Annotated in this window: 26 protein-coding genes, 1 pseudogene and 2 riboswitches; of the genes and pseudogenes, 15 read left to right on the top strand and 12 right to left on the bottom strand. The window is 40.8% G+C overall.

What is annotated here, in order from left to right:
- Positions 1 to 132 precede the first annotated feature (132 nt).
- From pta to DD627_RS06855, 3 genes are all read right to left on the bottom strand, one after another.
- Positions 133 to 1,107 carry a phosphate acetyltransferase gene (gene pta / locus DD627_RS06865; protein ID WP_068806169.1) on the bottom strand — a complete coding sequence of 325 codons (975 nt, stop codon included), beginning with the start codon at positions 1,105 to 1,107 and terminating at the stop codon, positions 133 to 135.
- Positions 1,108 to 1,155: 48 nt separating this feature from the next.
- Positions 1,156 to 2,358, bottom strand: a complete 1,203-nt coding sequence (locus DD627_RS06860) for an acetate/propionate family kinase (RefSeq protein WP_260274651.1) — start codon at positions 2,356 to 2,358, stop codon at positions 1,156 to 1,158.
- 237 nt (positions 2,359 to 2,595) lie between these two features.
- A complete protein-coding gene (locus DD627_RS06855) occupies positions 2,596 to 3,306 on the bottom strand; it encodes a glucosamine-6-phosphate deaminase (RefSeq protein WP_068806163.1) in 711 nt (236 codons plus the stop codon).
- 242 nt (positions 3,307 to 3,548) lie between these two features.
- Positions 3,549 to 3,659: riboswitch (TPP riboswitch) on the top strand.
- Between the two features lie 112 nt (positions 3,660 to 3,771).
- On the opposite strand from DD627_RS06855, the gene DD627_RS06850 reads away from it, so the two are divergent.
- The 6 genes from DD627_RS06850 (at position 3,772) to DD627_RS06825 (ending at position 7,262) form a co-directional block, all read left to right on the top strand.
- The gene (locus DD627_RS06850; RefSeq protein WP_068806160.1) at positions 3,772 to 4,068 is read left to right on the top strand and encodes a thiamine-binding protein; all 297 of its coding nucleotides are present in this window, start codon (positions 3,772 to 3,774) and stop codon (positions 4,066 to 4,068) included.
- Complete coding sequence (locus tag DD627_RS06845; protein WP_068806157.1) at positions 4,040 to 4,804, top strand: ABC transporter permease; 765 nt, start codon at positions 4,040 to 4,042, stop codon at positions 4,802 to 4,804. Before DD627_RS06850 ends, DD627_RS06845 begins: the two co-directional genes overlap by 29 nt.
- Positions 4,801 to 5,808, top strand: coding sequence for an ABC transporter substrate-binding protein (locus DD627_RS06840; RefSeq protein ID WP_260274650.1), 1,008 nt, complete (start codon positions 4,801 to 4,803; stop codon positions 5,806 to 5,808). Before DD627_RS06845 ends, DD627_RS06840 begins: the two co-directional genes overlap by 4 nt.
- Positions 5,809 to 5,818: 10 nt before the next feature.
- Complete coding sequence (locus tag DD627_RS06835) at positions 5,819 to 6,553, top strand: ABC transporter ATP-binding protein (RefSeq protein ID WP_057782872.1); 735 nt, start codon at positions 5,819 to 5,821, stop codon at positions 6,551 to 6,553.
- A gap of 163 nt (positions 6,554 to 6,716) precedes the next feature.
- A complete protein-coding gene (locus tag DD627_RS06830) occupies positions 6,717 to 6,959 on the top strand; it encodes a hypothetical protein (RefSeq protein ID WP_068806147.1) in 243 nt (80 codons plus the stop codon).
- Between the two features lie 39 nt (positions 6,960 to 6,998).
- Positions 6,999 to 7,262 carry a helix-turn-helix domain-containing protein gene (locus DD627_RS06825; protein ID WP_057782868.1) on the top strand — a complete coding sequence of 88 codons (264 nt, stop codon included), beginning with the start codon at positions 6,999 to 7,001 and terminating at the stop codon, positions 7,260 to 7,262.
- 357 nt (positions 7,263 to 7,619) lie between these two features.
- On the opposite strand, the gene DD627_RS06820 is transcribed toward DD627_RS06825, so the two are convergent.
- The gene (locus DD627_RS06820) at positions 7,620 to 8,066 is read right to left on the bottom strand and encodes a MerR family transcriptional regulator (RefSeq protein WP_260274649.1); all 447 of its coding nucleotides are present in this window, start codon (positions 8,064 to 8,066) and stop codon (positions 7,620 to 7,622) included.
- Between the two features lie 119 nt (positions 8,067 to 8,185).
- Between DD627_RS06820 and DD627_RS06815 the strand changes: the two are divergent.
- Positions 8,186 to 9,202, top strand: a pseudogene (locus tag DD627_RS06815) (NAD-dependent epimerase/dehydratase family protein); the annotation flags it as partial.
- Between the two features lie 208 nt (positions 9,203 to 9,410).
- Here the strand turns inward: DD627_RS06815 and DD627_RS06810 are convergent.
- Positions 9,411 to 9,611, bottom strand: coding sequence for a cold-shock protein (locus DD627_RS06810; RefSeq protein ID WP_057749326.1), 201 nt, complete (start codon positions 9,609 to 9,611; stop codon positions 9,411 to 9,413).
- Between the two features lie 250 nt (positions 9,612 to 9,861).
- Between DD627_RS06810 and DD627_RS06805 the strand changes: the two genes are divergently transcribed.
- The 6 genes from DD627_RS06805 (at position 9,862) to DD627_RS06780 (ending at position 15,363) form a co-directional block, all read left to right on the top strand.
- Positions 9,862 to 10,533 carry a sunset domain-containing protein gene (locus DD627_RS06805; RefSeq protein WP_068806141.1) on the top strand — a complete coding sequence of 224 codons (672 nt, stop codon included), beginning with the start codon at positions 9,862 to 9,864 and terminating at the stop codon, positions 10,531 to 10,533.
- A gap of 18 nt (positions 10,534 to 10,551) precedes the next feature.
- Positions 10,552 to 11,496 (top strand): DNA/RNA non-specific endonuclease, encoded by a 945-nt coding sequence (locus tag DD627_RS06800; RefSeq protein ID WP_367366019.1) that lies wholly within the window; start codon positions 10,552 to 10,554, stop codon positions 11,494 to 11,496.
- 10 nt (positions 11,497 to 11,506) lie between these two features.
- Positions 11,507 to 11,839, top strand: a complete 333-nt coding sequence (locus tag DD627_RS06795) for a DsrE family protein (RefSeq protein ID WP_260274648.1) — start codon at positions 11,507 to 11,509, stop codon at positions 11,837 to 11,839.
- A gap of 30 nt (positions 11,840 to 11,869) precedes the next feature.
- Complete coding sequence (locus tag DD627_RS09225; RefSeq protein WP_260274647.1) at positions 11,870 to 12,298, top strand: Asp23/Gls24 family envelope stress response protein; 429 nt, start codon at positions 11,870 to 11,872, stop codon at positions 12,296 to 12,298.
- Between the two features lie 190 nt (positions 12,299 to 12,488).
- Positions 12,489 to 13,838: an MFS transporter gene (locus tag DD627_RS06785; RefSeq protein ID WP_311317562.1), complete on the top strand. Its 1,350-nt coding sequence runs from the start codon at positions 12,489 to 12,491 to the stop codon at positions 13,836 to 13,838.
- Between the two features lie 103 nt (positions 13,839 to 13,941).
- Positions 13,942 to 15,363 (top strand): MFS transporter, encoded by a 1,422-nt coding sequence (locus DD627_RS06780; protein ID WP_260274646.1) that lies wholly within the window; start codon positions 13,942 to 13,944, stop codon positions 15,361 to 15,363.
- Between the two features lie 288 nt (positions 15,364 to 15,651).
- On the opposite strand, the gene DD627_RS06775 is transcribed toward DD627_RS06780, so the two are convergent.
- The 7 genes from DD627_RS06775 to lysA all read right to left on the bottom strand — a co-directional run bounded on the left by DD627_RS06775 (position 15,652) and on the right by lysA (position 22,984).
- Positions 15,652 to 16,722: an aspartate-semialdehyde dehydrogenase gene (locus DD627_RS06775; protein WP_260274645.1), complete on the bottom strand. Its 1,071-nt coding sequence runs from the start codon at positions 16,720 to 16,722 to the stop codon at positions 15,652 to 15,654.
- A gap of 29 nt (positions 16,723 to 16,751) precedes the next feature.
- Positions 16,752 to 17,945, bottom strand: coding sequence for an aminotransferase class I/II-fold pyridoxal phosphate-dependent enzyme (locus tag DD627_RS06770; RefSeq protein WP_260274644.1), 1,194 nt, complete (start codon positions 17,943 to 17,945; stop codon positions 16,752 to 16,754).
- An 18-nt stretch (positions 17,946 to 17,963) separates the two neighbouring features.
- Entirely contained in the window at positions 17,964 to 18,740 is a 777-nt protein-coding gene (gene dapB / locus DD627_RS06765) for a 4-hydroxy-tetrahydrodipicolinate reductase (protein WP_057782840.1), read from the bottom strand.
- Positions 18,733 to 19,659, bottom strand: a complete 927-nt coding sequence (gene dapA, locus DD627_RS06760) for a 4-hydroxy-tetrahydrodipicolinate synthase (protein WP_057782838.1) — start codon at positions 19,657 to 19,659, stop codon at positions 18,733 to 18,735. Before dapA ends, dapB begins: the two co-directional genes overlap by 8 nt.
- Before the next feature lie 15 nt (positions 19,660 to 19,674).
- Complete coding sequence (locus tag DD627_RS06755) at positions 19,675 to 20,829, bottom strand: N-acetyldiaminopimelate deacetylase (RefSeq protein ID WP_260274659.1); 1,155 nt, start codon at positions 20,827 to 20,829, stop codon at positions 19,675 to 19,677.
- A gap of 19 nt (positions 20,830 to 20,848) precedes the next feature.
- Positions 20,849 to 21,559, bottom strand: coding sequence for a 2,3,4,5-tetrahydropyridine-2,6-dicarboxylate N-acetyltransferase (dapD, locus tag DD627_RS06750; protein WP_260274643.1), 711 nt, complete (start codon positions 21,557 to 21,559; stop codon positions 20,849 to 20,851).
- Between the two features lie 120 nt (positions 21,560 to 21,679).
- The gene (lysA, locus tag DD627_RS06745) at positions 21,680 to 22,984 is read right to left on the bottom strand and encodes a diaminopimelate decarboxylase (RefSeq protein WP_057782834.1); all 1,305 of its coding nucleotides are present in this window, start codon (positions 22,982 to 22,984) and stop codon (positions 21,680 to 21,682) included.
- 107 nt (positions 22,985 to 23,091) lie between these two features.
- Positions 23,092 to 23,275: riboswitch (Lysine riboswitch) on the bottom strand.
- A 346-nt stretch (positions 23,276 to 23,621) separates the two neighbouring features.
- On the opposite strand from lysA, the gene DD627_RS06740 reads away from it, so the two are divergent.
- Positions 23,622 to 25,016 carry an aspartate kinase gene (locus DD627_RS06740; protein ID WP_260274642.1) on the top strand — a complete coding sequence of 465 codons (1,395 nt, stop codon included), beginning with the start codon at positions 23,622 to 23,624 and terminating at the stop codon, positions 25,014 to 25,016.
- Positions 25,006 to 26,007 (top strand): diaminopimelate epimerase, encoded by a 1,002-nt coding sequence (dapF, locus tag DD627_RS06735; RefSeq protein WP_068806115.1) that lies wholly within the window; start codon positions 25,006 to 25,008, stop codon positions 26,005 to 26,007. The genes DD627_RS06740 and dapF overlap by 11 nt, the downstream gene beginning before the upstream one ends.
- The last annotated feature ends 80 nt before the right edge of the window (positions 26,008 to 26,087 follow it).

The following is a 26,087-nucleotide window of genomic DNA, read 5'->3' as shown; positions in this document are numbered from 1 at the left end:
TTTCCGCTGAGCTCTAGGACCGCTCGGCAAAATAAAAGGCAAATCCTAAGTACGACTCCCGCGGGATTGCGATCCCGCATATGTCGCACTTAGGATTTGCCTTTTACCATTTTGCCTCGCGCACTTTTACTCTTACCTTACCTGTGCCGCCGTCATTATCGCCACTTTATACACGTCTTCTTCACTTGCTCCTCGTGACAAATCCGACACCGGCGCATTCAATCCCTGCAAAATTGGCCCTATTGCCTCAAAATGTCCCAATCTCTGCGCAATCTTATACCCAATATTTCCTGATTGCAATTCTGGGAACACAAACACCGTTGCATGCCCCGCTACCTTTGAATCTGGTGCCTTACTTGCACCCACATCCGGCACAAACGCCGCATCAAACTGCAGCTCACCATCAATCTCCATCTCCGGTTCCTTCTCTTGTGCCAATTTAGTTGCTTCCTGCACCTTTGTGACCATATCGCCCTTTGCCGAACCCTTCGTTGAAAAACTCAACATAGCTACCTTAGGCTCAATATCAAAAATTTCAGCCGTATGCGCACTTTCCACCGCAATTTCTGCCAGTGTTGCCGCATCTGGATCAATATTAATCGCCGTATCCGCAAAAATATAACGTTCATTATTGCGCTGCATCACAAACGCACCACTAATTCGTTTTACACCAGGTTTTGTTTTAATAATTTGTAACGCCGGACGAACTGTATCTCCCGTTGGGTGCACAGCTCCAGAAACCATTGCATCTGCTTTGTGCAGATACACCAACATTGTGCCAAAATAATTCACGTCAGTTAACATCTTCAGCACTTCTTCAATAGTGTTCTTTCCCTTACGCCGCTCTACTAAAGCATCCACCATTTCTTGCTTTTCTTCTTCCGAATAATTGTCCGGATTAATAATTTCAACATTTTTTAAATCAACATCATCTTTTGAAGCCTTTTCTACAATTTTCTTTGCATCGCCCAACAGAATTGGTTTGACCAACCCATCTTGTGCCAACCGCGCAGCCGCAGAGTAAATTCTGACATCGTCCCCCTCTGGAAATACAACCGTTCTATTTTGACCCTTAATCTTTGCCTTTAAACCGTCAAATAAATCCATGTTTGAAACTCCTTCCATAAAAGACAGAATTTTATATTTAATTATAGGTTATGCCTTAGTTTCTTTTTTAAATCGTTCAACTTCACGGGCGATCGCCAATTCTTCGTTCGTAGGCACAACTAACACCTTTGCCTTAGAATCCGAAGCACTAATATCTCGCAACTCACCTTGAACCTGGTTTTTTTCGTTATCAATTTTAAGTCCAAAATAATCCAACTCATCAACAATCATTTTTCGGACTAACATCCCATTCTCACCAATGCCTGCTGTGAAAACTAAAACATCAATTCCGTGCATTTCAGCAATGTAAGCCCCAATATACTTCACAATGTTATTCACAAAAATTTCAACGGCCAACTCAGCCCGACGGCTCTTATGTCTAGCCTCCAAAACGTCGCGCATGTCAGAAGAGATTCCAGAAATACCTAACAATCCAGACTTGGTGTTTAATATTTCAATCATTTCAGAAAAGTCAGTAATCTTTAGTTTTTCCATCAAATAATTGACTAAAGAAACATCGATGTCTCCTGAACGGGTTGCCATTGTAATCCCAGAAACCGGGGTAAAGCCCATTGATGTATCATATGACTGGCCATTCAAAATAGCGTCAATTGAGGAACCGGCCCCTAAATGAAGGGTGATCATCTTCAAAGAACTTAATGGTTTGCCAAGTAGTTTGGCCGCATCCAAAGCAACTAATTGATGGCTCGTACCATGGGCACCATACTTACGTGCGCCATATTTTTCATAGTATTCATAAGGAATACTGTACAAATAATTTTTTGCGGGTAATGTTTCATGAAAAGAAGTGTCAAACACCGCAACACTTGTGACGTTTGGCAGGACCTTTTGCACTGCCCGAATTCCAATCACATTGGCCGGATTGTGCAATGGAGCATACTCCGATAAACTCTCAATTTGCTTAATTACTTTTTCTGTAATCTCGACGGAGCCATTGAAAATTTCGCCACCCGCTACAACGCGATGACCAACGCCTGTAATTTCATCAAAACTTCGAATAATTTTCAGGTCAATCAAAGCCTTTAGAACCATATGGATCGCAACTTCATGATCTTTAACTGGCTCTTCAAACCGCGTGTTTTCCTGATCGCCATAAATCATTGTAAATGTGGAGCCATCAATACCAATTCGATCCACCTGGCCACTTGCGAGAACTTTCTCGCTTGGCATCTCAAACAGTTTGAACTTAAGTGATGAACTTCCTGCATTAATTGCAATTGTTTTTTCCAAAGTAAACCCCCACTCACTTTTCTATGGATCCGATTCGATCTTCTTTTAATACTTTCACTCCACCGCGTTTGCCCTAAATTCTCAACGCTCATTTACATAAATTATACCTTATTGTTTTTAACATGAAAACCATATGCCTATTTGTTATTAGAAACTAAATATTTAAAAAAAGAGATTTATTCTATATAGCGTTAACTTGTATAGGATAAATCTCTTTGTGCCAATTAATTTGGTAGTTTATTTGTTTGTTAATTTGCTTGCAGCTGCTTCATCAAGAATAACAGTCACGTTGTCATGGTCTTGAAGCACGCTTGCAGGTAAGTCTGGAGTGTTAGGGCCTTCGATCATTCCCTTAACAGCATCAGCCTTTTCTTCACCGTAAGCTTCCAATAAGATATGTTTTGATTTCATAATTGAAGCTAATCCCATTGATAAAGCTTCCTTAGGCACGTCTTCTTCATGTGCGAAGAAACGGGCATTAGCATCGATCGTTGATTGAGTTAATGAGACACGATGAGTGCCAATTTCACGTGAAGTTCCTGGTTCGTTGAAACCAATATGACCATTGCGGCCAAGACCCAAGATTTGTAAATCAATTGGGTTGTCCTCAATTACTTTATCATAACGTTTTGCTTCAGCATCGATATCTTTAGCCAAACCATTTGGTAGGTAAGATTTCTTAAATGGCTTTTTGTTGAATAAATGTTCATGCATAAAGTAGTTGTAACTTTGGTCATTGTCAGCAGCTAACCCGATGTATTCATCCAAATTGATAGAAATGGAATCGCTGAAATCAAGATCACTAGCGATAATGTCATTGTAAGTTGTAATTGGTGTACTTCCGGTAGCTAAACCAAAAGTATGAGCACCATTTTTCTTAGCATCAGCAAAAATCTTGTAGCCTTCTTGTCCGCCTTCAACTTCATCTTTAACAATAATAATTTGCATAATCAAGCTCCTTTTTATTTTCTTTTTCGACTCCGATGAGATCTATAAGAATAAAAATCCCATTCACATTGGTATAGCCCAATTATATATTCTCCCTCTATAAATTGCAAGGGTATAGACCAAAAAATCAAAAATTATTTCTATAAATCACGATATCTAGAAATATTCCCTACTGAAATTAGACACCACCCTGAGAATTAAATTAGTTGCCGAATTTTATATTTATCGATATACTGAATTCGTAACAAATACAGGGGTGCTGGATCCAATCCGGCTGAGATAAAAACTAGTGGTTTTTGACCCTCGAACCTGATATGGATAATGCCAGCGCAGGAAGTTTAATCGTTTTGATGATCAAGTGACAGCTCACATTCCGTCATTTGATGACCAATTTTAAACATGCAATCAAAAGCTGGCGCGTTGTCGTTGGCTTTTTTATTTTGTTTCAAGAAAGGAAACTATCTTATGAATACAAGTGTTGCAATTCAAGTTTTACCAATGTTAGAGGACGACAAAAAAGTTGTGGCTGTTGTGGACAAAGCAATCGAGTACATTCAATCCACGGGCGTTTCATATGAAGTCGGTGCGTTTGAAACTACACTCGAAGGTGACTACGACCAACTCATGGAAATTGTTAAAAACATTACCAAAATTGCCGCTGATGCTGGTGCCCCTCAAGTGATGACTTATGTAAAAATTGATTATAAATCTGAGGGCAAGGTCTTAGGAATCCATGAAAAAACAGACAAATATCAACATTAATTTTCTACCTATTTTGGTCATTCTGGCGCTTTTAGTTATCTGGCAATTAATCAGTTATTTCCAAATCGTCCCGACTTTCATGCTGCCTTCACCTGTTAATGTAGTCAAAGCCTTTATCACCGATTTTCCGTTGCTTATGAAAAATGCCGGCGTTACCCTCTTGGAAGCGTTCTGGGGACTATTAATTGGCGTCATTGGTGGTGTGCTTATCGCCATAATTATGGACTTGTTTAATCCACTCTATAAAGCTGTTTATCCCCTGCTAGTCCTCAGTCAAACTGTTCCGGCGGTGGCTATCGCGCCCCTTTTGATTTTATGGTTTGGCTATGGCATGCTGCCAAAAATTGTTTTAATCACAATCACGACATTTTTCCCGGTGGCCGTGGAAATGCTGACCGGCTTTCGCGCTACCGATCCTGATTTAATTCATTTAATGAAAACGATGGGTGCAAGCAAATGGAAATTATATTACTATGTTAAGTTTCCAAATTCGTTGAATCATTTCTTCTCGAGTTTAAAAATCTCTGTATCTTATGCAATTGTGAGTGCCGTAATTTCTGAATGGGTTGGTGGTTTTAGTGGCTTGGGTGTCTATATGACGCGGGTCATGAAGGCCTATGCCTACGACAAAATGTTTGCCGTCATCTTTTTAATTTCGGCTTTAAGTTTGCTTTTAATTTGGTTGGTCACTCTGATTCAACATAAAGTCATGCCCTGGGAGGCAGTAAAAAAATGAAACATTCCAAACATTTTTGGCTCTACTTAAGCTTGAGTTTTTTATTGATGTTGGTTTTAGGTGGCTGCAAAACTAGTTCTAATAAGTCGCAAATGAAGACGATTACCGTGGTTTTGGATTGGACACCGAACACCAATCATACCGGAATGTATGTTGCCAAACAAAAAGGCTACTACAAAAAATATCATCTCAATGTGAAGTTTGTACAACCACCCAAAGATGGCGCCGAACAGCTTGTTGCGAGTGGCAAAGCTCAAATTGGTATTTCTGCACAAGATACGTTTGCTGGGGCGATTGCCCGTCGTGACCCATTGCCTATCACCACAATCGGGGCCATTATTCAGCACAACACTTCGGGGATCATGTCGCGCAAAGCAGATGGGATTACTTCACCGAAAAAAATGATGGGTAAACGTTATGCAACTTGGGACTTGCCAATTGAGCAAGCAACTATCAAACAAGTAGTCGAAGATGATGGCGGCCAATATAGCAAAATTAAAAAAATTCCTAATAACATTACCGATGAGGTGGCGGCCTTAAAGACAAAACAAGCTGACTTGATCTGGGTGTTTTATGGTTGGGCTGGCGAAAATGCTAAAATTAAAAACCTTCCCATCAATTATTTTTCATTTCGTTCTTTGAACAAGGTTTTTGATTATTACACGCCGACCCTCATTGGCAACAACCAATTTTTAAAGGCCCATCCTAAACTGGCTAAAGATTTCATGAAAGCAACTGCTAAGGGATATACCTATGTGGCTAACCATCCCCATCAATCGGCCACCATTTTAATGGATCAGGTGCCTGAGCTTAAAAGCAACCAAAAGTTAATTTATGCGAGTCAAACCTACCTTTCCAAACAGTACACCTTAGGTTCAAAGCAATGGGGAAAAATTTCATCAACTCGCTGGAATCGATTCTATCAGTGGCTAAATCAACATAAACTTGTTTCCGTCAAACTCAAGAAAAATCAGGGATTCACAAATCAATATCTTTCTAAATGAGGTCTTAACTATGGCGTTATTACAAACGCATCATATTTCTAAAACATATTCGGATCACCAGATACTTGCCGATATTAATATTCAGCTAAATCAAGGTGAATTAGTTAGTATTCTTGGTGTCAGCGGTATCGGGAAAACCACTCTTTTCAACATTATTGCTGGTCTGCTTTCCCCAGAAAATGGTGAGGTTCTGCTTAAAAATCAACCCATTACAAATAAAACGGGTCAACTCAGTTACATGCTGCAAAAAGACCTTCTGCTACCCTACCGAACAATTATGGGCAACGTTATTCTACCGGCTTTGATGCGGGGCACCTCAAAAAAAGTAGCCGAAGCGAAGGCCGCTCCGTTGTTTAAACTCTTTGGATTGCAACATACCGAAAAACGGTACCCTCAGGCTTTATCTGGCGGGATGCGCCAACGAGCTGCCCTATTGCGAACTTACATGTTCAATAAAGAAGTCGCTTTATTGGATGAACCTTTCAGTGCTCTAGATGAAATCACAAAACATCAGGTACACGCTTGGTATCTCAACTTAATGAGTAAAATTAATTTATCAACTTTACTCATTACACACGACGTTGAAGAAGCGATCCTCTTATCTGACCGAATTTACATTTTAAGTGGCACACCCGCATCAATTACAAAGGAAATCATAATTGATTCTGAACTAAAAAAACAACCCGATTTCGAGTTGAGCACGTCGTTTCTCGACTACAAACGCCAAATTCTAAACTTATTATAAAGTGGGTTAAAAAGTCAGCAGTAAATTAACCAAATCTTTTGCTTTCTATAATGTTTTAGTTTATATTCTAGTTAAAGCACAGACAAGTTTATTCAAATAAACTGATTTCTAAAGTTTGCTTGTGTTTTCCAATATTTTTGATTGTCCAAAGGAGCTGTTAGTTATGGCAAGTGAAATTGTATTTTTTAATCCTGGTGATTCTTTAGGAAATTTTCATGATTACAACGAAGCAGTCCGTAGTGGTCAACTATACCGGCATAAGGATGAAACGCCTCATGAATTAGTGATCGCAACGGATCCTAAAAACGATGAAGAGTATCTGATTTTTTACGCCAAAGATGCGGTTGATCCTGCGAATAATAAAGATAAACACGGAACCAAATATAACATCTCTAAACACTTATAAAAGTTACTACCATACTCTGTGCCAGAAGGAGGACTCGTTATGACTTTTGCAGACCAACTGACCAGTCAACGAAAACGGGCTGGTTACACGAGAAGTGCCTTAGCCAAAGAACTGGGTGTTAGTCTTAATCAGGTTGCCAAGTGGGAAAGTGGCGAATCTGAGCCAAGTCTAACTATCTTGCGTCAGTTGCATTCAATCTATGAAATTAGTATGGATGAACTTATCTTAAATGAGACAACTAGTCAATCGGTGAGTCCTTCTCGCTGGCTGACACGATTTGATAAAGATTTTAAGAAAAAATAAAATCTGTGATCAGGGTAGTTGAAAAACTACTGGTGATCACAGATTTTTTATTATCGGCCTACAGGTTGAAAGTATCAAAATTATTATATCAGTGCGTTGCTTGCAAAGATTAGACTTAGTCTGGAAGCAAATGGGCTCAATAGTGTCTTTATCTTAGCGGGTTTCGCTTAGATAAAGGCCGAGCTTGGAGACGTGGCTTGTGGCCCCAAGTCGTGCCCCCCACGTTCCAGCCCAAATTTGCTGGAAGACGGCCTTTTAATCTGATTTTATTGCCATGAACGTTTTCGTATCAAGCAACAAGATAAGTTTTTGTAGTTTCAACCTTTTATTATCGGTGTCACTTGAAACTGTACTTCTCTATTTTTGAAGCATTTCATAAGGATTCGGTAAATGATTGGCTACCTTATCGGCTATCGCTAGGGCAATTTCGTTAGAAACTGACTTTTCGGCATCTGGCGCCGTATACATATTAATTTTATAATCAACTTCCGCTAAATTTTGTTCAATCTTTTTCTGTTGAGCCACAACTTCCTGGCGATGTTTAGGCAATAATTCACGCCGTTGCTTCACTGAAGCTGGTCCCGCCATTACATAATCAATGTATTTGCGAATATCTTTAATTTTCATGCCAGTATTTTTCAAACAACAGATGGTTTTAAGGAGATTCAAATCCCCAACTGTAAATTCACGATAACCAGCCGCATTACGTGCCACGAACGGTAGCAACCCTTGTTTATCATAAAAACGTAACGTGTAAATCGACAGATTAACTTTGGCAGCAACCTCTTTTATTGTGTATGTCATAAAATAAGCTCCACTTTTTCCTTGCCCTAGAGTAATGTCTAGGGTTTAACATGGCTATCATAACGTAAAACAATAAAAATCACAATCAATTAGAGGAGAGTCAAAAAATGACATAAAAAGTATTAGTTACAGGTGGAAACGGCTTTTTAGCACTGCATATCATCAAGCAGTTACTCGAGGCAAACTACTCCGTTAGGGCAACTCTGCGTTCACTCAATAAAAAAGAAGAGGTCCTTCAAACGCTTAAATTTCATGAGGTTCCAAATCTTGACCGTTTAAGTTTTGTCCAAGCTGATCTAACCCGAGATGATAACTGGTCGACAGCCATGGCCGGCATTACTTACGTCATGAGCGTGGCTGCTCCAGTTTTTGTAAATGGTGAAACTGCCACCAAAGATGTCGCCCGTGCCGCGACTGATGGCACGTTACGGATTCTAAAAGCGGCAGTTACTAGCAACGTAAAACGGGTTATCATGACTGCCAATTTGGGAGCTGTGGGTTTCAGCAATAAAAATCAGCAACATACCACAACCGAAGCCGACTGGACTGATCCAAACGAGTCCGGTCTATCGCTCTATGAAAAATCTAAACTCATTGCCGAGAAGAGCGCCTGGAATTATCTTAAAAAAACGAACAGTACTCTCGAATTTGTAACTGTGAATGCGGGTGCTATGCTTGGCGGCGCCTTAGATGATCATGTTTCAGGCAGTTTTTGGATTGTCCGTAATTTAATTAATGGCACTGTGAAACGCATCCCTAACATCAAAATGAATATTGTCGATGTTCGCGATGTGGCTGATATTCATATTCGTGCCATGCAAACATCTGCTGCAGCAGGAAAACGTTTCTTAGCTGTTGGCGACAAACCGATTTCAATGCCAGAAATTGCGGCGCTCATCAAAACTCACCGACCAGAATTAGTTGCTAAAATTCCCACAAGAACCTTACCAAACTGGATAATTCGTATTGGTTCTCATTTTAATCAACAGGCAAAAGAAGGCCGTTTATTCCTAGAAGTGAACCACAACGTTAGCAATCAGCGCGCAAAAACACTATTAGGTTGGCAACCAATCGGTAGTAACCAAGAAACGATTTTAAACACCGTTGATTCTTTAATCCGCGCTAATCAAATTTAAATCAAAAAAAGATCGATCGTAATTTTTGCAATTACAATCGACCTTTTTTTAACACTGCGATTTAATAAACATCGACATTAGCGCCGAATTCAGCTTCTAAATCTTCTAACAGTGTATGTTTGTCGGACTTACATTCTTTTTCAGAATACTTAATAAATAAAACCTCGCTTTATGTTTTGCCTAAGCAATCACAACTATGCGAGAATGTTTACTGTTTTTGAACATTAACAGCTTGTGGTCCACGGTCGCTGTCTTCTACATCAAAAGTAACTTCTTGGTTTTCTTCCAATGTCTTAAAACCGTCGCCTTGAATTGCTGAAAAATGAACGAATACATCGTCACCATTTTCGCGGTTGATAAAACCAAATCCCTTATCAGGGTTAAACCATTTAACTTTGCCTTTTTCCATGTGAATGAATCCTCCTAGCGCAGTGCGCTTTTTTAATTTTGTATCCCACGAGCCAATTACGAAAGGAGTCACGCTCTTAGAACTTCGAACCCTTAATAACCAAACTGATAAAACACATTAACATAACCTTAACAGGAACTAAGTATGAATACAAATGAAACGACTTCTAAAAACTCTTATAAGTCGATCACTCTCTATTGTTTTGCATTTAAAACCCAGGTATTATTAACTTAGGGAAGTGATTTTTATCATGAATAGTTTTTTTGCTGTCTTAATCGCATTAAGCATTCTGGGTTTTATAGTGTTGGAAGCTATAACCCTCTACAATAAAGTTACGCATCAAATGCTTTTTCATGTACCAACTACTAAATATAAAAGTTATATTTTAGGTACCGTACTGTTATTTTGCGTCGCCATTTTTGGTTTTCAATTCACTAATCCACAACCCGTAACGTCAGCCCCATCTGTCAAAAGAATTTACAAAACAAAAACGGTTGGCAAAAAAGAACTGGAGTCTGCTAAACTACGGGCCTATGCGCTCGCAAAAATATCATCCAAGATCACTTCTCAATCAAATTCAGTTGAGGATTTGTCAGATAAGGTTGAATCGGCTAAAAAAGCATCTTCACAGTCAGTAAATTCAAGACAAGAATCGGAAAGCAAACAGGCCAAAAAAGAAGTTCAACAATCAAGTGTTGCCTCACAAAGTTCAACACAAGTTTCAAATTCAACCAGCGCCGACAAGACTTCTAAACAGGGAGATCTAGACACAACCACCAAGAAGAGAATTATTGGTAATAAAAATTCACGAATCTACCACGTTCCTGGTCAGGCAGGCTACCATATGAATTCTCAAAATGCTGTCTACTTTCAAACGGAAGCCCAGGCTCAATCTGCTGGCTATCGTAAGGCAAAAAGATAGTAAGGGGAGAAATTAATGATGTTTATTGGAATTATCTTTTTAATTATTGGTCTCTTTGCTATCGTCGTTGCTTTCCGCCAACGAAAAGATCGCCTTTGGTTCGTTTTATTAGCCGTAATCACTTTACTGTTAAGTTGGAATCAAGCGGGTTCTTACGCGCGTCGAAAATACTTTAGTGTGAATAGTGTGATGTCCACAAAAGTCATCACTAAGGTAAATTCCAGTGCTAAAGTTTTGGCCAACTCTTTGGAATCTAAAAATAGCAAACTAAATCGTGCCCTATCCTCCCAGTCTGCCTCGATCAAAAAAAGGGCCAGCAGTTTGCATATTAATTTTGCCAAAACACAATCAAATGCAGACAAGACGAGTAGCCAGACTTCCGATGATACCGAATTAGCCAACAAATCATACGCTGGTCAACAAACCATCACCATTAACCAAAACAACCCCAACTTTTCGACTGCCGATCTTTCCACCAGTAAAGGTGCTTGGCAAACTTATGGTAATCTAGATCGCTATAATCGGGTTTCAGCAGCAAATGCACTTCTAAACAAAAGTTTAATGCCTAAAACGGAACGCGAGTCTTTGGATGTAGACCCCACTGGCTGGCATAACAAAAAGACTAGCAACGGTTGGCTGTACAATCGCTGTCACTTAATTGGTTATCAATTAACAGGGCAAAACAACAATGCCAAGAACTTAATGACTGGCACACGTTCCCTCAACGATCCTGAAATGACAACTTATGAAAATGAAGTGGCAGACTATGTAAAAGCCAACAAAAATCATTACGTGCGCTATCGTGTGACGCCCGTTTTTCGTGGAAAAGAATTAGTTGCCCGTGGCATTCACATGGAGGGCCAGTCGATTGGCAGTAACGCCGTCCACTTTAATGTTTATATTTTTAACATTGAATCTGGTTATACCATTAATTATCAAACTGGTACCAGTGTTAAGAAATGAGGTTTGAGAAATGAAAATTGTCTTTCATATTGACGAAAACTCAAAGTGGCAAACTGCCTTGTCAAACGTGGCAAATGCCCTGAGCTATGCTAAACAAAAGCAACTGACTATTTCCATCGTGGTTGTCGTTAACGGATCTGCAATCACTGAGTATTTGGCAAATGATGTTCAAGTATTCATTAGCACCCATCAAGGAACCGTCGAATTCCATGCTTGTCAAAACGCCATGGCTAGTCACCACATTTCAGCTGAGCAATTGCCCAAGACCGTTAAAGTGGTTCCTGCCGGTGTGATTGATCTTGTGACGTTACAAGATCAAGGTTTTCGTTACATTAAACCTTAGTATTAAAACCTTATTTTGGAGATGACCATTATGAAAAAAGAAAGTTTGCTTTTAAAAATAATTTTATTCTTAGTTACCCTCGCAATTATTGCTGGCTGGGGCTTCGGTACTTATGGCTTTACCATAGTGGGTTTTGATTTCAATAATCATTATGCCTACGTCTTTTATAATCTTGCCGTTGGCGTTTTTGCAGCAGGAATTTTTCTTTTGATCACGAGCTACCTTTGTTTTCATCTCTTACTTGCCATTGATAAAAATCAATTCTACAGTAGTTTAACGTCAACAAGGTTGGCTCAAATTAGTCATCTTTTTTGTGGGTATCTCTGTTGTTGCCATTCTGGACCTGCCCGCCTTGTACGTCGTGGCGGATCACACGGATGCTCCTGGAATTTTGTTGATAGGTATTATTTTTGCCGGTGTAGCAATTACGTTAACCATTCTTGCGCGACTGTTTTCTAAATTAGTAACTGCAGCGCTCACCTTAACAAATGAGGAAGCTTAATCTAACTTTTTTGTTCCTATCGTTTTGTATCGTGGTAAGATAGTAAGCATGGTCAAAAAACGAAAGGCGAACTAGCATGGAAAACAACCGTTTTACTCAAGACGAACAAGTCTCAAAAAAATTATTTTATCAATTGTTGGAACTGGAATGATGTCATTTTGTGGCGTCCTACTCGAGACCTCAATGAATGTCACCTTCCCCACTCTAATGAAACAATTAGGGGTATCAGTCTCCAGCATTCAGTGGATTACTTCTGGATATCTCCTAATTGCTGCCCTTGTCATGGCCCTGGCTTCTTATATTCACAAACGATTCAAACTGAGAAACATTTATACCGTTTCCGTAATTTTATTTATATTAGGTCTGCTCCTTTGTGTGTTTGCCACCAGTTTCCCAGTCCTTTTAGTTGGACGATTAATTGGCGGCGTCGCAACGGGACTTACAACGCCTCTCATGTTTAGTATTATCAATCATGAAATTCCCGTTCAAAAACTGGGAAGCTACACGGCGATTGGGGCAATCATCATTTCAATGGCGCCAACGATTGGCCCCACATATGGTGGGCTCGTGTCTTACTACCTTGGTTGGCGATTAATCTTTTGGATCGTCCTTCCCGTTTCATTAATTGCTGCTGTAATTGGGATCCTAAACATTGAACAGCATCGTGATACCCTACGACCTAAGCTTGATATTTTGGGATTTGCCTGGATTGCAGCTGCTTTTATCTTAATTGCCCTAGCTTTCAACGAAGCTTCTACTCATGGTTGGGCAAGCACTGGTTTTTGGTTAATGTTGGTTATTGGCCTGTTAGCTGTTGGCTTGTATGCTTGGCACGCCACCCATACCAAATCACCGTTAATCAATGTTAAAATTTTTACATACCAACCTTTTGTGTTCAGCTTTTTAGCTTATGCCCTTTGTCAGTTAATTAATCTGGGTATGAGTTTCCTACTACCAAACTTTGGTCAATTAGTTTTAGGCACAAACGCCTTATTAGCAGGGTTTTTACTTTTACCAGGAAGTGTATTACGGATTTTTATTATGCCATGGGGCGGTAACTTGCTAGACCGCAAAGGTCCGTCCTTGCCAATCCTAACTGGAATTGGTTGCATCTTAATCTCAGCCATTTTATTTTTATCCTTCATGTCATTTTTAACAATTCCCTTGATGACATTTTTCTACGTATTCTTTAGCGTTGGGTTTTCACTCACGTACAGTAATACACTGGCAAACGGGATGAAACAATTGCCAATGCATTTAAAAGATGACGGTAATGCTGCATTTAATGCTATTCAACAATATTCCGGCTCAATTGGGACTTCATTGATGGCCACTTTAATCGCCATTAGTCAAATGAATGCAACTGGAATTTCCACTAAACAGGCCATTGCTCGTGGAAGTTCCCATGATTTCATTTTGCTGATTTTTATGGCCGTTGCCATGTTAGGCATTCAGGCTTGGAATTTCAAGATTCAAAAAAATCAAATCGTAAAATAAAGTTTAAGGCAAGTCGAACCGAATCGACTTGCCTTTTTGTGTCTAAAATTAGATTTAACGTTTCATGATATGATAAATTAAGAAAGAATTTAGAGGTAAAACAATGCAAACAGATCAATTTATTCCAAACAACAAAGTTTCTAAGAAGACAATTCTAGCAATTATCGGAACCGGTGTAATGTCTTTTTGTGGCATTTTATTAGAAACGGCCATGAACGTCACTTTCCCCACGCTGATGCACGTTTTCGGGGTCTCAATTTCGGCCGTTCAGTGGATCACTTCTGGGTATTTACTGGTAGCATCCCTTGTGATGACCTTATCTTCTTATATGCATAAACGGTTTAAACTCAAGCAAATCTTTGCTTGGGCAGTGATCCTTTTCTTTATTGGCTTATTTCTCTGTGTCAGTGCCACTAACTTTCCAGTCTTACTGATTGGCCGATTAATTAGTGGTGTCGCAACCGGGATGACGACCCCTCTTTTGTTTGGCATTATCAATCATGATATTCCCCTTCAAAAACTCGGACGCTATATGGCCATTGGCGCCATTATTGTATCCATGGCTTCCGTGGGTCCAACGTACGGTGGCATTATTCTTTATAGTTTAGGTTGGCGCGCCATTTTCTGGATTGTCCTGCCAATTGCCTTGATTGCTACAGTGATTGGGTTATTAAACATTGAACAAACGCGCCCTGTGGAAAAACCACGCTTAGATCTAATGGGTTTTGTCTGGTTGGCTGGGGTTTTTATCCTTATCTCTCTTGCCTTCAATGAGGCTGCTGTTCACGGCTGGGGTAGTTTGAACTTTTGGATTTTGTTACTCTTAGGCCTCGTTACCGGTGTTTTATATGTTTGGCACGCCCGGCATTTTGCATTTCCATTGATTAATATTACTATTTTTAAATACCATCGTTTTGTTTTAAGTTTTGTTGCCTATGCGCTTTGTCAATTGATCAATATTGGGATGAGCTTTTTGCTACCCAACTACGGCCAATTAGTTCTCGGTGTCAACTCCTTATTGGCCGGTCTCCTGCTCTTACCCGGTAGCTTGTTACGGCTGTTTCTGATGCCTTTTGGCGGAGTTGTTTTGGACAAACGTGGCGCCGCTCTTCCAATCATCACTGGGATTAGTGCCACTTTGATTTCTGGAATCCTGTTCTTTAGTTTTCAGTCTATTTTATCAATTCCACTAATGACCATTTTTTACGCGTTATTCAGTGGCGGGTTTTCGTTAACCTTCAGTAATCTTTTGACCGATGGCATGAAACAGCTGCCTGGCAAACTAAAGGGAGACGGCAATGCCGCATTTAATGCCATTCAGCAGTATTCTGGATCTATCGGTGCCTCATTGATGGCGGCGTTCATTTCTATTAGTGAAATAAACGCTCACGGCCTCTCCACGGTAAGTGCAACCGCCCGCGGAAGTCAAAATGATTTTCTTGTCCTGATTGGCCTAGAATTGGTCATGTTAGTGCTACAGATTGTTAACTTTCGGAAAGCACGGAAACAAATTGGTGCAAACTAACTAAAAAATGCTTGGACTAACCTAACTACAAGTAGTTTGAGCCAAGCATTTTTTCTTTACTGATTCACGTTTGTACTTAAGTTAGGATTCCGCTGAGCTCTAGGACGGCTCGACAAAGCAAGAAAGACAAGATAAGCATGCCTCCCGCGGGATTGCGATCCCGCATACGTCTTTTGTACTGATTTTTTCCGCTGAGCTCTAGGACGGCTCGACAAGTCAGTAAGTAAAATATAAGAAGGACTCCCGCGGGATTACGATCCCGCATACGTCCTCCTTATATTTTACTTACTAGCGACTTGTCTCGCCCACTAATCTTTTTTCCACCAACTTCTCCGCAATTTGCACCGTATTCCACGCTGCTCCCTTCAAAAGATTATCCGACACTACCCACATATGGTAATTGCCTGGATTCTCCTCATCCGCTCGCACCCTTCCTACAAATGTATCACGCTTTCCTTCCGCATAAATTGGCTGTGGATACAACTGCTTCTCCGGATCATCCTGCAACACTACCCCAGGCGCCTTCGTCAACAACCGCTGAATCTTCTCCCGACTCGCGTTCTTCTCATCCTTCACCTCAAAGTACACCGTCTCGCCATGACCAATACCCACCGGTACCCGCACACAAGTTGCCGTAACCTTGATATCCTTTGCATCCATATCATCCAACATAATCTTCTTGGTTTCATGAATCATCTTCCACTCTTCATGCGTATAGCCACCATCTTCAAACACATCAATCTGTGGCAACAAATTAAACGCCAATGGATAATGCTTCTCTCCACCCTTCACAGGATAAATCGTACTCGTCATTTTTTCGCCATTTAAATGCTGTTGCGCCTGCTCGTTCATTTCATTCCAAGCCTGCTGACCAGCACCCGATGCCGCCTGATACGTTGACACAATCACCTGTTTTAAACCAAATGCCTTCCGAATTGGTTCCAACGCCACCACCATCTGAATCGTTGAACAATTTGGATTTGCAATAATTCCATGATGCCGTTCCAATGCATCTTCATTAACCTCAGGTACCACCAATGGTACCTCCGGATCCATTCGAAAAGCACTTGTATTGTCTACGCAGACTGCACCACGTTTTACAGCTTCTGGCAAAAGCCGCTTTGAAACCGCACCTCCAGCAGATGCTAAAACTAAATCAACACCTTCAAATGAATCTGGTGTGGCCTCTTCAACAACTACCGGTTCACCTTTAAATGCCAACTCTTTGCCAGCCGACCGCGATGAAGCCAAAAATTTCACTGACTTAACCGGAATGGTAGATTGCTCTAACTGCTGAATTAGCCGTGTTCCCACGGCACCAGTTGCCCCCAAAATTGCTACATTGTATTCTCTCATCAACTTAACCTTCTCATTCGCTTTTTTGTCAATTATGCAATAGTTGCGTCTGCATTCACAAAAGCAGCCATATTAGTCATTGCGGCATGTAAATCTTCGACACTTGCCGCATAAGAAATTCGAATATAACCTTCACCACCAGGTCCAAACGCACTCCCTGGAATGACACCAACCTTACCTTTCAGGGCAAGGTCGGTAGCAAAATCTACCGAGTTTTGTGTATATCTTTCTGGAATTTTCGCGAAAATGTAAAACGCCCCTTTAGGAGGAACCGTTTCAAATCCCAATTTGTCTAAACAACCAATGACATAATCCCGACTCTTTTTATACTGGACACACATTTCTTTAGGATCATCTAGCCCGTTTGCCAATGCCTCGGCAGCTGCAGCTTGTGCTGGATTAGACGGTGCGGTGACCAAAAAGGCATGCATTTTAGCTGCATTTTTTATAAAGTCTGCCGGTGCGGCAATATAACCAACTCGATAGCCAGTCATCGCATGCGACTTTGATAACCCATTAATCAAAATAGTTTGTTCTGGAATCATTGAAGCGATTGAATGATGCGTCACACCATATGTAAGTTCACTATAAATTTCATCTGCAATGACAAACATCGGCAGGTTCGCAATCACGTCAGCGAGATCCTGTAATTCTTTTTCGGAATATTCCACACCAGTTGGGTTATTCGGATAAGTCAAAATTAAGGCTTTAACGGCATCCCCCTCGCGGTCTAGAGTTTCTGTTAACTTTTTAGCAGTCAACACAAAGTTATCTTGTGATGTATCAACTTCCACTGGAATTCCACCAGAAATGACGACCAAAGGCACATATAAAGCAAAAGCAGGGGTAGGGATAATTACTTTATCACCAGGGTTTAACATGGCTGATAAACTAGCCGCTAACGCTTCTGTGGCGCCAATTGTTGCCACAATTTCTGTTTTGGGATCGTAGTCTAATCCATGCCGCTTTTTCAAAAAGCCACTAATGGCGTTGCGCAATGCGGGGGTTCCTTTTTGTGCTGAATAGTGAGAATCATTTTCACGAATACTGCGAATCCCAGCTTCTTTAACATGTTCAGGGGTGTTGAATCCAGGTTCCCCTAGCGTTAATTTAACCAATCCCGGCGTGCCTGTAATCTTTTGATCAAACGCCCGAATTCCTGAGGGTCCAATTGAGTTTAGTTTTTGATTGACTGTTCCTTGTAGTGCTGCACTTAACTTTGGCATATAACCACTCCTTAATTTTTACGATAAAACATTTTCTAGACCAACCGTTAGTTCCTTTAATGAACCAACTTTATGAACTGCAATGGCCACACCTTTCATAAAGGAATCACGATTAAACGAATCTTGACGAATTGTTAGCGCTTCGCCTTCGCCACCAAACAAAACTTGTTCATGAGCCACATAGCCTGGCAACCGAACTGAATGAATTCGGATCCCTTTATAATTAGCGCCTCGTGCACCCTCTAACGTCTCTTTAAATTCTGGGGCATCATTGGCCTCGCGAACCTCACTAATTTGTTTAGCAGTGCTTAAAGCTGTTCCAGAAGGTGCATCCAACTTATCTTCGTGATGCATTTCAATAATTTCAACATCTGGGAAGTAAGTTGCCGCTTCTTTAGCGAATTTCATCAACAAAACTGCTGAAATTCCAAAGTTAGGAACGATCAAACCGGCTGTACCTTGTTCTTTAGCATAGGCTTTTAAATCAGCAACCTGCTGATCCGTCAAACCACTAGTCCCAATCACTGGTCTGATATGGTTTTTCAATGCAAATTTAGCATTATCAAACACCCCAGCAGGCGTACTGAAATCAATCCACACATCTGCTTCGACAGGTTTGGTCGTTAAATTATTGAAAATCTGGACATCCTCATCTAATCCATAACTTGCAGAATTTATATCCGTTGCGTCAGGACTGAATGCCCCAACCAATTTAAAATCCTCAGTTTTTTTGATAAGGTTGAGTGTTTTTTGCCCCATTGATCCACGAAAACCCGCTACAATTATTTTAATCATGATTAACTCCTAACTCGGCCAAACTACCCTTGTTTTCTAATGCATCCTCATTCAAATCCAAAGCTTTTGCTAACGTAGCCCGTTCCGCTTTGTTCAAAGGCAAAATTGGTAAACGACATCCGCCGACCTGATAACCTTGTGCGGTTAAGACAGCTTTTACAGGGGATGGTGAAGGATACAAGAACAACGCCTGCATTTTTGGTGTTAATCTTCGTTGTAACTTGCCAGCTAACGCAGTGTTACCTGCATAAAAAGCATCTAACATTTGGCGCATATCTTGGCCATAAACGTGGGCTGCCACAGAAACAACCCCTTTAGCACCAATCGCAATTCCAGGTAAGGCTTGGGCATCTTCACCGGTATAAACCATGAAATCATCTGGCGTATGTTCCACTAAAAACTCCAGATCTTCCAATGAAGTACACTGTTTAACAGCTTGAATATTAGGATGTTGGGCAAGTTTAACGACCGTTTCGTTTGCCATCGTGACACCTGTTCGACCAGGAATATTATAAATGGCCACTGGAATCGGCGAAGCATCCGCCACCGTTGTAAAATGCGCAATCATGCCGCGTTGATTTGGTTTGTTGTAATAAGGAACCACAACAAGTGCCATATCAATCCCTTCAATTTGACCAACTTCTTTAGTCAATTCAGTAGTTTGTAAAGTATTGTTGCTTCCAGTTCCGGCAATAACAGGCACCCTGCCATTCACAATTTTGCCAAATTTCGTATATAATTCAATTTTTTCATCGTGCGTTAAATTGGGCGTTTCCCCCGTCGTTCCGCCAATGATAAAGCCATGACTACCAGTTTCTAATAGGTGATTGGTCAACGTTTCAAGGGCGTCAAAATCAATGTGGTTTTGGTCGTCAAATGGCGTCACAATTGCGGTTAAAATATCTGCATCTTTAAACATCCGTATCCTTCTTTCCTAATTTTCTTTTGTTTGCATTCGATTTAATAGAAATCCTTTAATAGCCTGAATGCCAATCTCAATTGCTTTTGGATTAGGCTTTAATGTGGCTGAATGAAGTTGAGAATCATCGTCAACTCCTAGCCAAAACATGGTTCCTGGAAATTTAGCGAGCAAATAACCAAAATCTTCACCTGTCATTGCGGGTTTCGTTTCAACAAATTGCACATCTTCTGTTTGTTTCATATAGGTAATAAAGTTTCGAGTAAGTTTCGGGTTGTTTTCAACTGGCCAATAGCCGCCCTGATTAAGCTTCACCACTACTTTGGCCTGATAACTTTGCGCAATGCCATCCGCAACCTCTTGAATTCGCTGATCAATATGTTCAATCATCTTTTGTGTTAACCCACGAATCGTGCCTTCCAAACGGGCATGACCCGCGATCACATTGCGAATGCTACCAGCATCAAATTTACCAAAAGTAATGACGCCGCCTTCAATTGGATCCACACTGCGGGAAATAATGGTCTGCACTTGATTAATAAACTGGCTCGCAGCCACCACCATATCATTTGCATCCTGTGGAAAAGCCGCATGACCACCCTTCCCATAGAAATCCACGTCAACTTCAGTGGTTCCGGCAAACAAAGTCCCCATCCGACAACCAATCGCACCAGTGGGTAAATCAGGATTGTCATGCAATCCGTAAAACTCATCTGGACACCATTTACCAGTGAAAATCTGCTTTTCATAAGCAGTTTTGCCACCGTTCAAGCTTTCCTCAGCCGGTTGGAAGAAAAACAACAAGTTATCTTTCGGCTGGTTAGCTGCAAAATAGTCGAGTAAGCCAAGTGCAACACTCATATGAATATCATGGCCACAGGCGTGCATCACATTGGGATGTTTAGAAGCAAATGGCAATCCAGTTTGTTCTGCAACTGGTAGTCCATCAATATCTGTTCGATAGCCAATTGTCCGTTCAGATGCACTCCCGTGAACTAACACGAGTAACGCGGTCGGCATTTCTGCCGGAGTTTGAATTTCCAAATTAGTTTGGTCGAACTGAAGCACCGTTCTTTTAATGAAAGCATGGGTTTCCGTTTCTTGCATCGCAAGTTCTGGAATCTGATGCAAGCTTTGATAAATTTTGATTAATTGAGGCTCTGTTAACATTGCTTGTTTGTTCATAACTTTACAGCTTTCTTAAAGTGTCCTCGAGTTCTGTCTTTGACCGAGTTTGGTCATCAATATCTTTCATTTTGCGGGCAGGCACACCAGCCACCATCGTGTAGGGGGCAACATCATTCGTCACAACCGCACCAGCAGCCACAACTGCCCCTTCTCCAACGTGAACACCTTCCAAAACAACGGAATTTGCCCCAATCATGACATTATCATCAATGCGCACGGGTTGGGCAGACGCCGGCTCAACCACGCCAGCTAAAACAGTTCCGGCACCAATATGAGCATGTTTTCCGACAATCGCACGACCGCCCATGACAACTCCCATATCAATCATGGTGTCTTCACCAACCTCAGCGCCAATGTTGATCAATGCTCCCATCATAATGACGGCATTGTCACCGATCACAACTTGATCCCGGATAATTGCCCCGGGTTCGATGCGCGCATTGATATTCTTAGTGTCCAACAATGGGACCGCTGAATTACGTCCATCATTTTCAACTTCATAATCTTCAATAACTGCTTTGTTGTTCTCAAGAAATGGTTTAACATCTGCCCAATCGCCAAAAACGGTTCCGGTTTTGGTTTCTACAAACGCTCGGACGCCTTTTGGAACATCAAGTTTAGTCAAATCACCTTTTAGAGTGACCTTTACGGGTGTTTTTTTCTTGGCGTTACTGATAAAATCAATGATTTCACGTGCATCTAACTGTGCCATGGATAAAATCCTTCCTTTATATAAACTTTTTTATTTTTCGTTGTCAGGTTATCATAAGGCTCAATGGTTATTTGAACTTTAAAAATTCTCGATTCTTCTATATTATATGGCATTCAGCAACTAAACAAAACTGCAATCCAGTTTGACCAAATCTTCATAACTTTCTCGTTTAACAATGACTTGTGCTTTACCTTTTTCGACAAACACCACCGCTGGCCGCGGATTTCGATTATAATTTGACGCCATTGAATACCCGTAAGCACCAGTAGCTGGAATTACCAAAACATCACCAGGCTGCGATTTAGGTAAGGCTTGTTTTTGAATCAAAATATCGCCTGATTCACAATATTTACCTGCAATTCTAACCGTTTCATCTGGTTTAGCCGTTGCCTGATTAGCTAAAACGGCTTCATATTTGGCCTCATAAAGCGCCGGTCGAATGTTATCGCCCATCCCGCCATCCACCGTCACATATGGGCGAATGCCAGGTACTTCTTTTCTTGAGCCAATTGTATATAAACTATATCCCGCGGGGCCTGCAATGGAACGGCCCGGTTCAATCCAAATGGCCGGCATTTTTAGCTGACGTAACGTGACCTGCTTTTGGACGGCCTTCACAATTGCGTCAACAAATTCTTCGGGTGCCAGCGGATCATCTTCTTTGGTGTACTGAATCCCAAAGCCCCCACCAATATTTAAGACTCGGGTTTCAAAGTTAAACTTCTTTTGCCAGTCAGCAGCCAAATCAACTAATTTTTGGGCTGCCATGACAAACCCATTAACCTCAAAGATTTGTGAACCAATGTGAGCATGAATACCAAGCATCTCTAGTTGTGAATTTGCTAACACCTGCTGCAACGCTTTTTGCGCTTGCCCAGATTGAATATCAAAGCCGAATTTGCTATCCTCTTGACCAGTTTGGTCATACTTATGGGTATGCGCTGAAACACCGGGCGTTAAACGTAACATGACTTTAATTGTCTGTTGTTTTTCTTTCAAGATTTCGCTTAGTAACTCAATTTCGTGAAAATTATCTAAAATCACAACCCCGATATGATGATCCACGGCCATTTCCAATTCTGCGCGTGATTTGTTATTGCCGTGAAAACTAACTTTTTCCATTGGAAAGCCAGCTTTGATGGCCGTATATAACTCGCCACCTGATACCACATCAATGTGCGCGTCCTCTTGATTGACAAGTTGAAACATCCCAACTGTGGCAAATGCTTTGCTGGCATAACTCACGGCGTAATCGACTTGATTACGCTCAAACACCTTTTTAAACCGCCGAATTTGTTGGCGGATTGCTGAGACATCATAGGCAATTAGCGGCGTCCCATAAGTATGCGCCAATTCTACGGCATCAGCCCCATCAATCATTAAATGTCCTGCTTCGTTTACTTGTTGCTCCCCTTGAGTACCCATTTATTTACCCCACTAGTTTTATAATTATTTTATTAAACAAAAAAGAGACCTTTTTGTTTAGCGCAAACAAAAAGATCCCAGAATGAGTTCATTATTATTCTGTATCAATTGTCGATAGCGCCCCGCAGCCGACATGTTTTGCTGCGACAGTCCGCAGTCTGTTAAACTACGTCCCAGCACACCAAACCCCTATCCAGATTTGACGCTTCGGCAACCGCCCCTTTCACTAGCTTCATAATTTGATAGAAATTCCACTAATTACTCTTGTTGGTTGCGACCTCTTAAATTATTAAAAAGTTTATAATACTTCTCACAGATAGTCAACCCCTTTACTCCAATAAAATTCCCTGTAGCTCTTTTGTATCAGTTAAAACAACTTTATCTCCATTTAATTTAGAGCTGCTAATATCGAGCTTGTTTAGTTCTAACATTGCTTTCACATGTAGTTTTGAACTGCGGCCAGCCGCATTGTTTTCCTAAATCAAAAATAAAAAACTTACTACTAAGTATTTCTTATAATTGATTAATTCAAAGAATAATTTAGTTGCTATTCATCAAAAAAATGCTAAAATTCACAATAACTAATCAAACTTTAATAAAATATAATTTTTGAAAACTAGAAAGGATTTTTTTACTCATGAAGGTTGTTAAATTTGGCGGTAGCTCATTAGCAGACGGCGCCCATTTTCAAAAAGTCATCTCCATCATTAAGGCTGATCCTGCACGACAGATTGTCGTTGTTTCCGCACCAGGGAAACGATTTTCTGAAGATACAAAGGTCACCGATCTCCTAATCACCTACGCTCAAAGGGTAATTGATCATCAAGATCCAAAAACGGTTGTGGATAAAATTAGTCAACGCTACCAAGCGATTAGTGATTTCTTTGGATTGCCAGCTAGACCAATTGACAAAATCATCAAAAAGCTTCGGTCACTACCCCTTGAATATTATCCAAGCAACACGTATTTGATGGCTGCCTTCAAAGCGCATGGTGAACGTCTTAATGCCATGTTGTTAACCGCCGTGCTCAATCATCTGAACATCCCTGCTCGCTTTGTGGATCCTTTTGAGGCAGGAATTATCGTAACTGACGATCCGAGTGACGCCTCTGTTTTACCAGAAACTTACGAAAATTTAGCGCATCTAAAGGTTACAGAAGAAAAACTAATTTTTCCTGGTTTCTTTGGGTTTACGCCGAATGGCCAGATTGCCACCTTTTCCCGCGGTGGTTCCGATATCACCGGCGCAATTGTTTCCCGAGGACTAAAAGCCGATTTATACGAAAATTTCACTGACGTTGATGCCATTTACGCGGCCGATCCACGGATTGTAGATCATCCCCATGCCATTAAGAAAATGACCTACCGCGAAATGCGCGAACTTTCTTATGCAGGTTTTTCCGTGTTTCATGATGAGGCAATTATTCCGGCAATTGAAGGCCAGGTCCCAATCAATGTGAAAAACACTAATCATCCCGAATTACCGGGAACTTTAATCGTTCCAGAAGATAGTTTTGAGCCCCACCGCACCATCACGGGTGTAGCAAGTTCCGATCGATTTGCGGCTCTATATCTGCACCGTTACCTGCTAAATAAAGAAGTTGGTTTTACATTAAAACTCCTTCAAATTTTATATAAATATGATGTTTCTTATGAACATATGCCTTCTGGAATTGATGACTTAACCATAATCTTTGACAAAAACCAGTTAGACAACGAAACTATTCATGAGATGTGTCATGACATTAAAAATACGTTGCATCCAGATCAACTTGATTGGATTGATGATTATGCGATTATCATGGTGGTTGGTGAAGGTATGCGGTCAAAAGTTGGGACAATTGAAAATATCATCCGTCCCCTCGCTGAAAACAACATTGGTGTTCACATGATCAATCAGGGTGCTTCACGAATTTCAATTATGTTAGGCACCAAACAAGCAGACGCCAAAAAAGCCGTCAAACAAATCTATCAACAGTTTTTCACATGTCAAACTGACACCCACGAAAGGAGCACTACTCATGCAGATTGATAAAGTTCATGGTTCCGAAAACCACTTCTTTTTACTCGATCAAACTCAGCTACAAACTAAATTAACTGACCAAGAATTAATTAATTTCGCCACAAAAATTACAAATCCGCAAACCGGACTTTTACAGGGAGCAGATGGCGTTTTAGTCATTGACGAGCCCACGCACGAAACGGCCTTGGCCCAGATGCGGGTCATTAACGCTGATGGCAGTGAAGCCTCAATGTGTGGAAATGGGTTACGGACCGTTTCCCGTTATTTAAGTAAAAAATTTCAGGTAGACCAATTTAAAGTTCAAACGCTTAACGCCGATTTAAAAGTCAGTAAAGCAAAGGATTTTGCGCCAAACGTGCCCGCATTTAGTGTTGAAATTTCACCAGTCTCATTTGATGCGGAAAAGTTACCGTTTCACAATGCAAACCATCAGCAATTAGTTGACGAGCCATGGCCAGAACTACTACCAGAACTCAAATTTACCGCACTCGCAGTGCCTAATCCTCATTTGATCAGTTTTGTCTCTGCTGAAGAATTAGCATCTGATGACCTAGGGACTTTAGGGAAACGTCTCAACGAACCCAACCCTTACTTTCCAGACGGTGTAAATGTCAGTTTTGCGGAAATTTTGGGTCAAAATAAATTATTTGTTCGTACTTTTGAACGAGGAGTTGGCTTCACCAATGCTTGTGGAACCGGCATGTCAGCTACTAGTTTGGCATTTGCCCTCACCCATCCTGATGAAGGTCAGTTTGATCAAGAAATCACCGTTTATAATCCCGGTGGCTTAGTTAAAACCAACGTCCACAAACGAAATGGCATCTATGATATTGATTTAATTGGAAATGCGACGGTCACACATCACCTTGAGATTTCCGAAGCTGACCTGCATGCCGCTAAATTAACTGATGTTCAAATCAACAAAACGGATGAAGAAACAAGTTATCAAAAATTTGTGACACAATTGCCAAAAATCAACAATATTTCCGTTAAATCATAAAAAAAGAGGCCGGACAAAAACTATGTTTTGTCCGGTCTATTTATATTTCCCCAAATATTATTTCTAAAACGTGGGAAAAA

The organism is Pediococcus sp. (assembly GCF_003533255.1).
In the GTDB taxonomy this organism is placed as follows: Bacteria; Bacillota; Bacilli; order Lactobacillales; family Lactobacillaceae; genus Pediococcus; species Pediococcus parvulus.
This window is presented reverse-complemented; position numbering and strand designations above follow the sequence as displayed.

Excerpts from the sequence above, each read along its gene's own strand:
- pta (WP_068806169.1), bottom strand. The coding sequence starts at position 1,107 with ATGGATTTATTTGACGGTTTAAAGGCAAAGATTAAGGGTCAAAATAGA.
- DD627_RS06855 (WP_068806163.1), bottom strand. The coding sequence starts at position 3,306 with ATGCAAATTATTATTGTTAAAGATGAAGTTGAAGGCGGACAAGAAGGC.
- DD627_RS06850 (WP_068806160.1), top strand. The coding sequence starts at position 3,772 with ATGAATACAAGTGTTGCAATTCAAGTTTTACCAATGTTAGAGGACGAC.
- DD627_RS06845 (WP_068806157.1), top strand. The coding sequence starts at position 4,040 with ATGAAAAAACAGACAAATATCAACATTAATTTTCTACCTATTTTGGTC.
- DD627_RS06840 (WP_260274650.1), top strand. The coding sequence starts at position 4,801 with ATGAAACATTCCAAACATTTTTGGCTCTACTTAAGCTTGAGTTTTTTA.
- DD627_RS06835 (WP_057782872.1), top strand. The coding sequence starts at position 5,819 with ATGGCGTTATTACAAACGCATCATATTTCTAAAACATATTCGGATCAC.
- DD627_RS06830 (WP_068806147.1), top strand. The coding sequence starts at position 6,717 with ATGGCAAGTGAAATTGTATTTTTTAATCCTGGTGATTCTTTAGGAAAT.
- DD627_RS06825 (WP_057782868.1), top strand. The coding sequence starts at position 6,999 with ATGACTTTTGCAGACCAACTGACCAGTCAACGAAAACGGGCTGGTTAC.
- DD627_RS06820 (WP_260274649.1), bottom strand. The coding sequence starts at position 8,066 with ATGACATACACAATAAAAGAGGTTGCTGCCAAAGTTAATCTGTCGATT.
- DD627_RS06810 (WP_057749326.1), bottom strand. The coding sequence starts at position 9,611 with ATGGAAAAAGGCAAAGTTAAATGGTTTAACCCTGATAAGGGATTTGGT.
- DD627_RS06805 (WP_068806141.1), top strand. The coding sequence starts at position 9,862 with ATGAATAGTTTTTTTGCTGTCTTAATCGCATTAAGCATTCTGGGTTTT.
- DD627_RS06800 (WP_367366019.1), top strand. The coding sequence starts at position 10,552 with ATGTTTATTGGAATTATCTTTTTAATTATTGGTCTCTTTGCTATCGTC.
- DD627_RS06795 (WP_260274648.1), top strand. The coding sequence starts at position 11,507 with ATGAAAATTGTCTTTCATATTGACGAAAACTCAAAGTGGCAAACTGCC.
- DD627_RS09225 (WP_260274647.1), top strand. The coding sequence starts at position 11,870 with ATGAAAAAAGAAAGTTTGCTTTTAAAAATAATTTTATTCTTAGTTACC.
- DD627_RS06785 (WP_311317562.1), top strand. The coding sequence starts at position 12,489 with ATGATGTCATTTTGTGGCGTCCTACTCGAGACCTCAATGAATGTCACC.
- DD627_RS06780 (WP_260274646.1), top strand. The coding sequence starts at position 13,942 with ATGCAAACAGATCAATTTATTCCAAACAACAAAGTTTCTAAGAAGACA.
- DD627_RS06770 (WP_260274644.1), bottom strand. The coding sequence starts at position 17,945 with ATGCCAAAGTTAAGTGCAGCACTACAAGGAACAGTCAATCAAAAACTA.
- dapB (WP_057782840.1), bottom strand. The coding sequence starts at position 18,740 with ATGATTAAAATAATTGTAGCGGGTTTTCGTGGATCAATGGGGCAAAAA.
- dapA (WP_057782838.1), bottom strand. The coding sequence starts at position 19,659 with ATGTTTAAAGATGCAGATATTTTAACCGCAATTGTGACGCCATTTGAC.
- DD627_RS06755 (WP_260274659.1), bottom strand. The coding sequence starts at position 20,829 with ATGTTAACAGAGCCTCAATTAATCAAAATTTATCAAAGCTTGCATCAG.
- dapD (WP_260274643.1), bottom strand. The coding sequence starts at position 21,559 with ATGGCACAGTTAGATGCACGTGAAATCATTGATTTTATCAGTAACGCC.
- lysA (WP_057782834.1), bottom strand. The coding sequence starts at position 22,984 with ATGGGTACTCAAGGGGAGCAACAAGTAAACGAAGCAGGACATTTAATG.
- DD627_RS06740 (WP_260274642.1), top strand. The coding sequence starts at position 23,622 with ATGAAGGTTGTTAAATTTGGCGGTAGCTCATTAGCAGACGGCGCCCAT.
- dapF (WP_068806115.1), top strand. The coding sequence starts at position 25,006 with ATGCAGATTGATAAAGTTCATGGTTCCGAAAACCACTTCTTTTTACTC.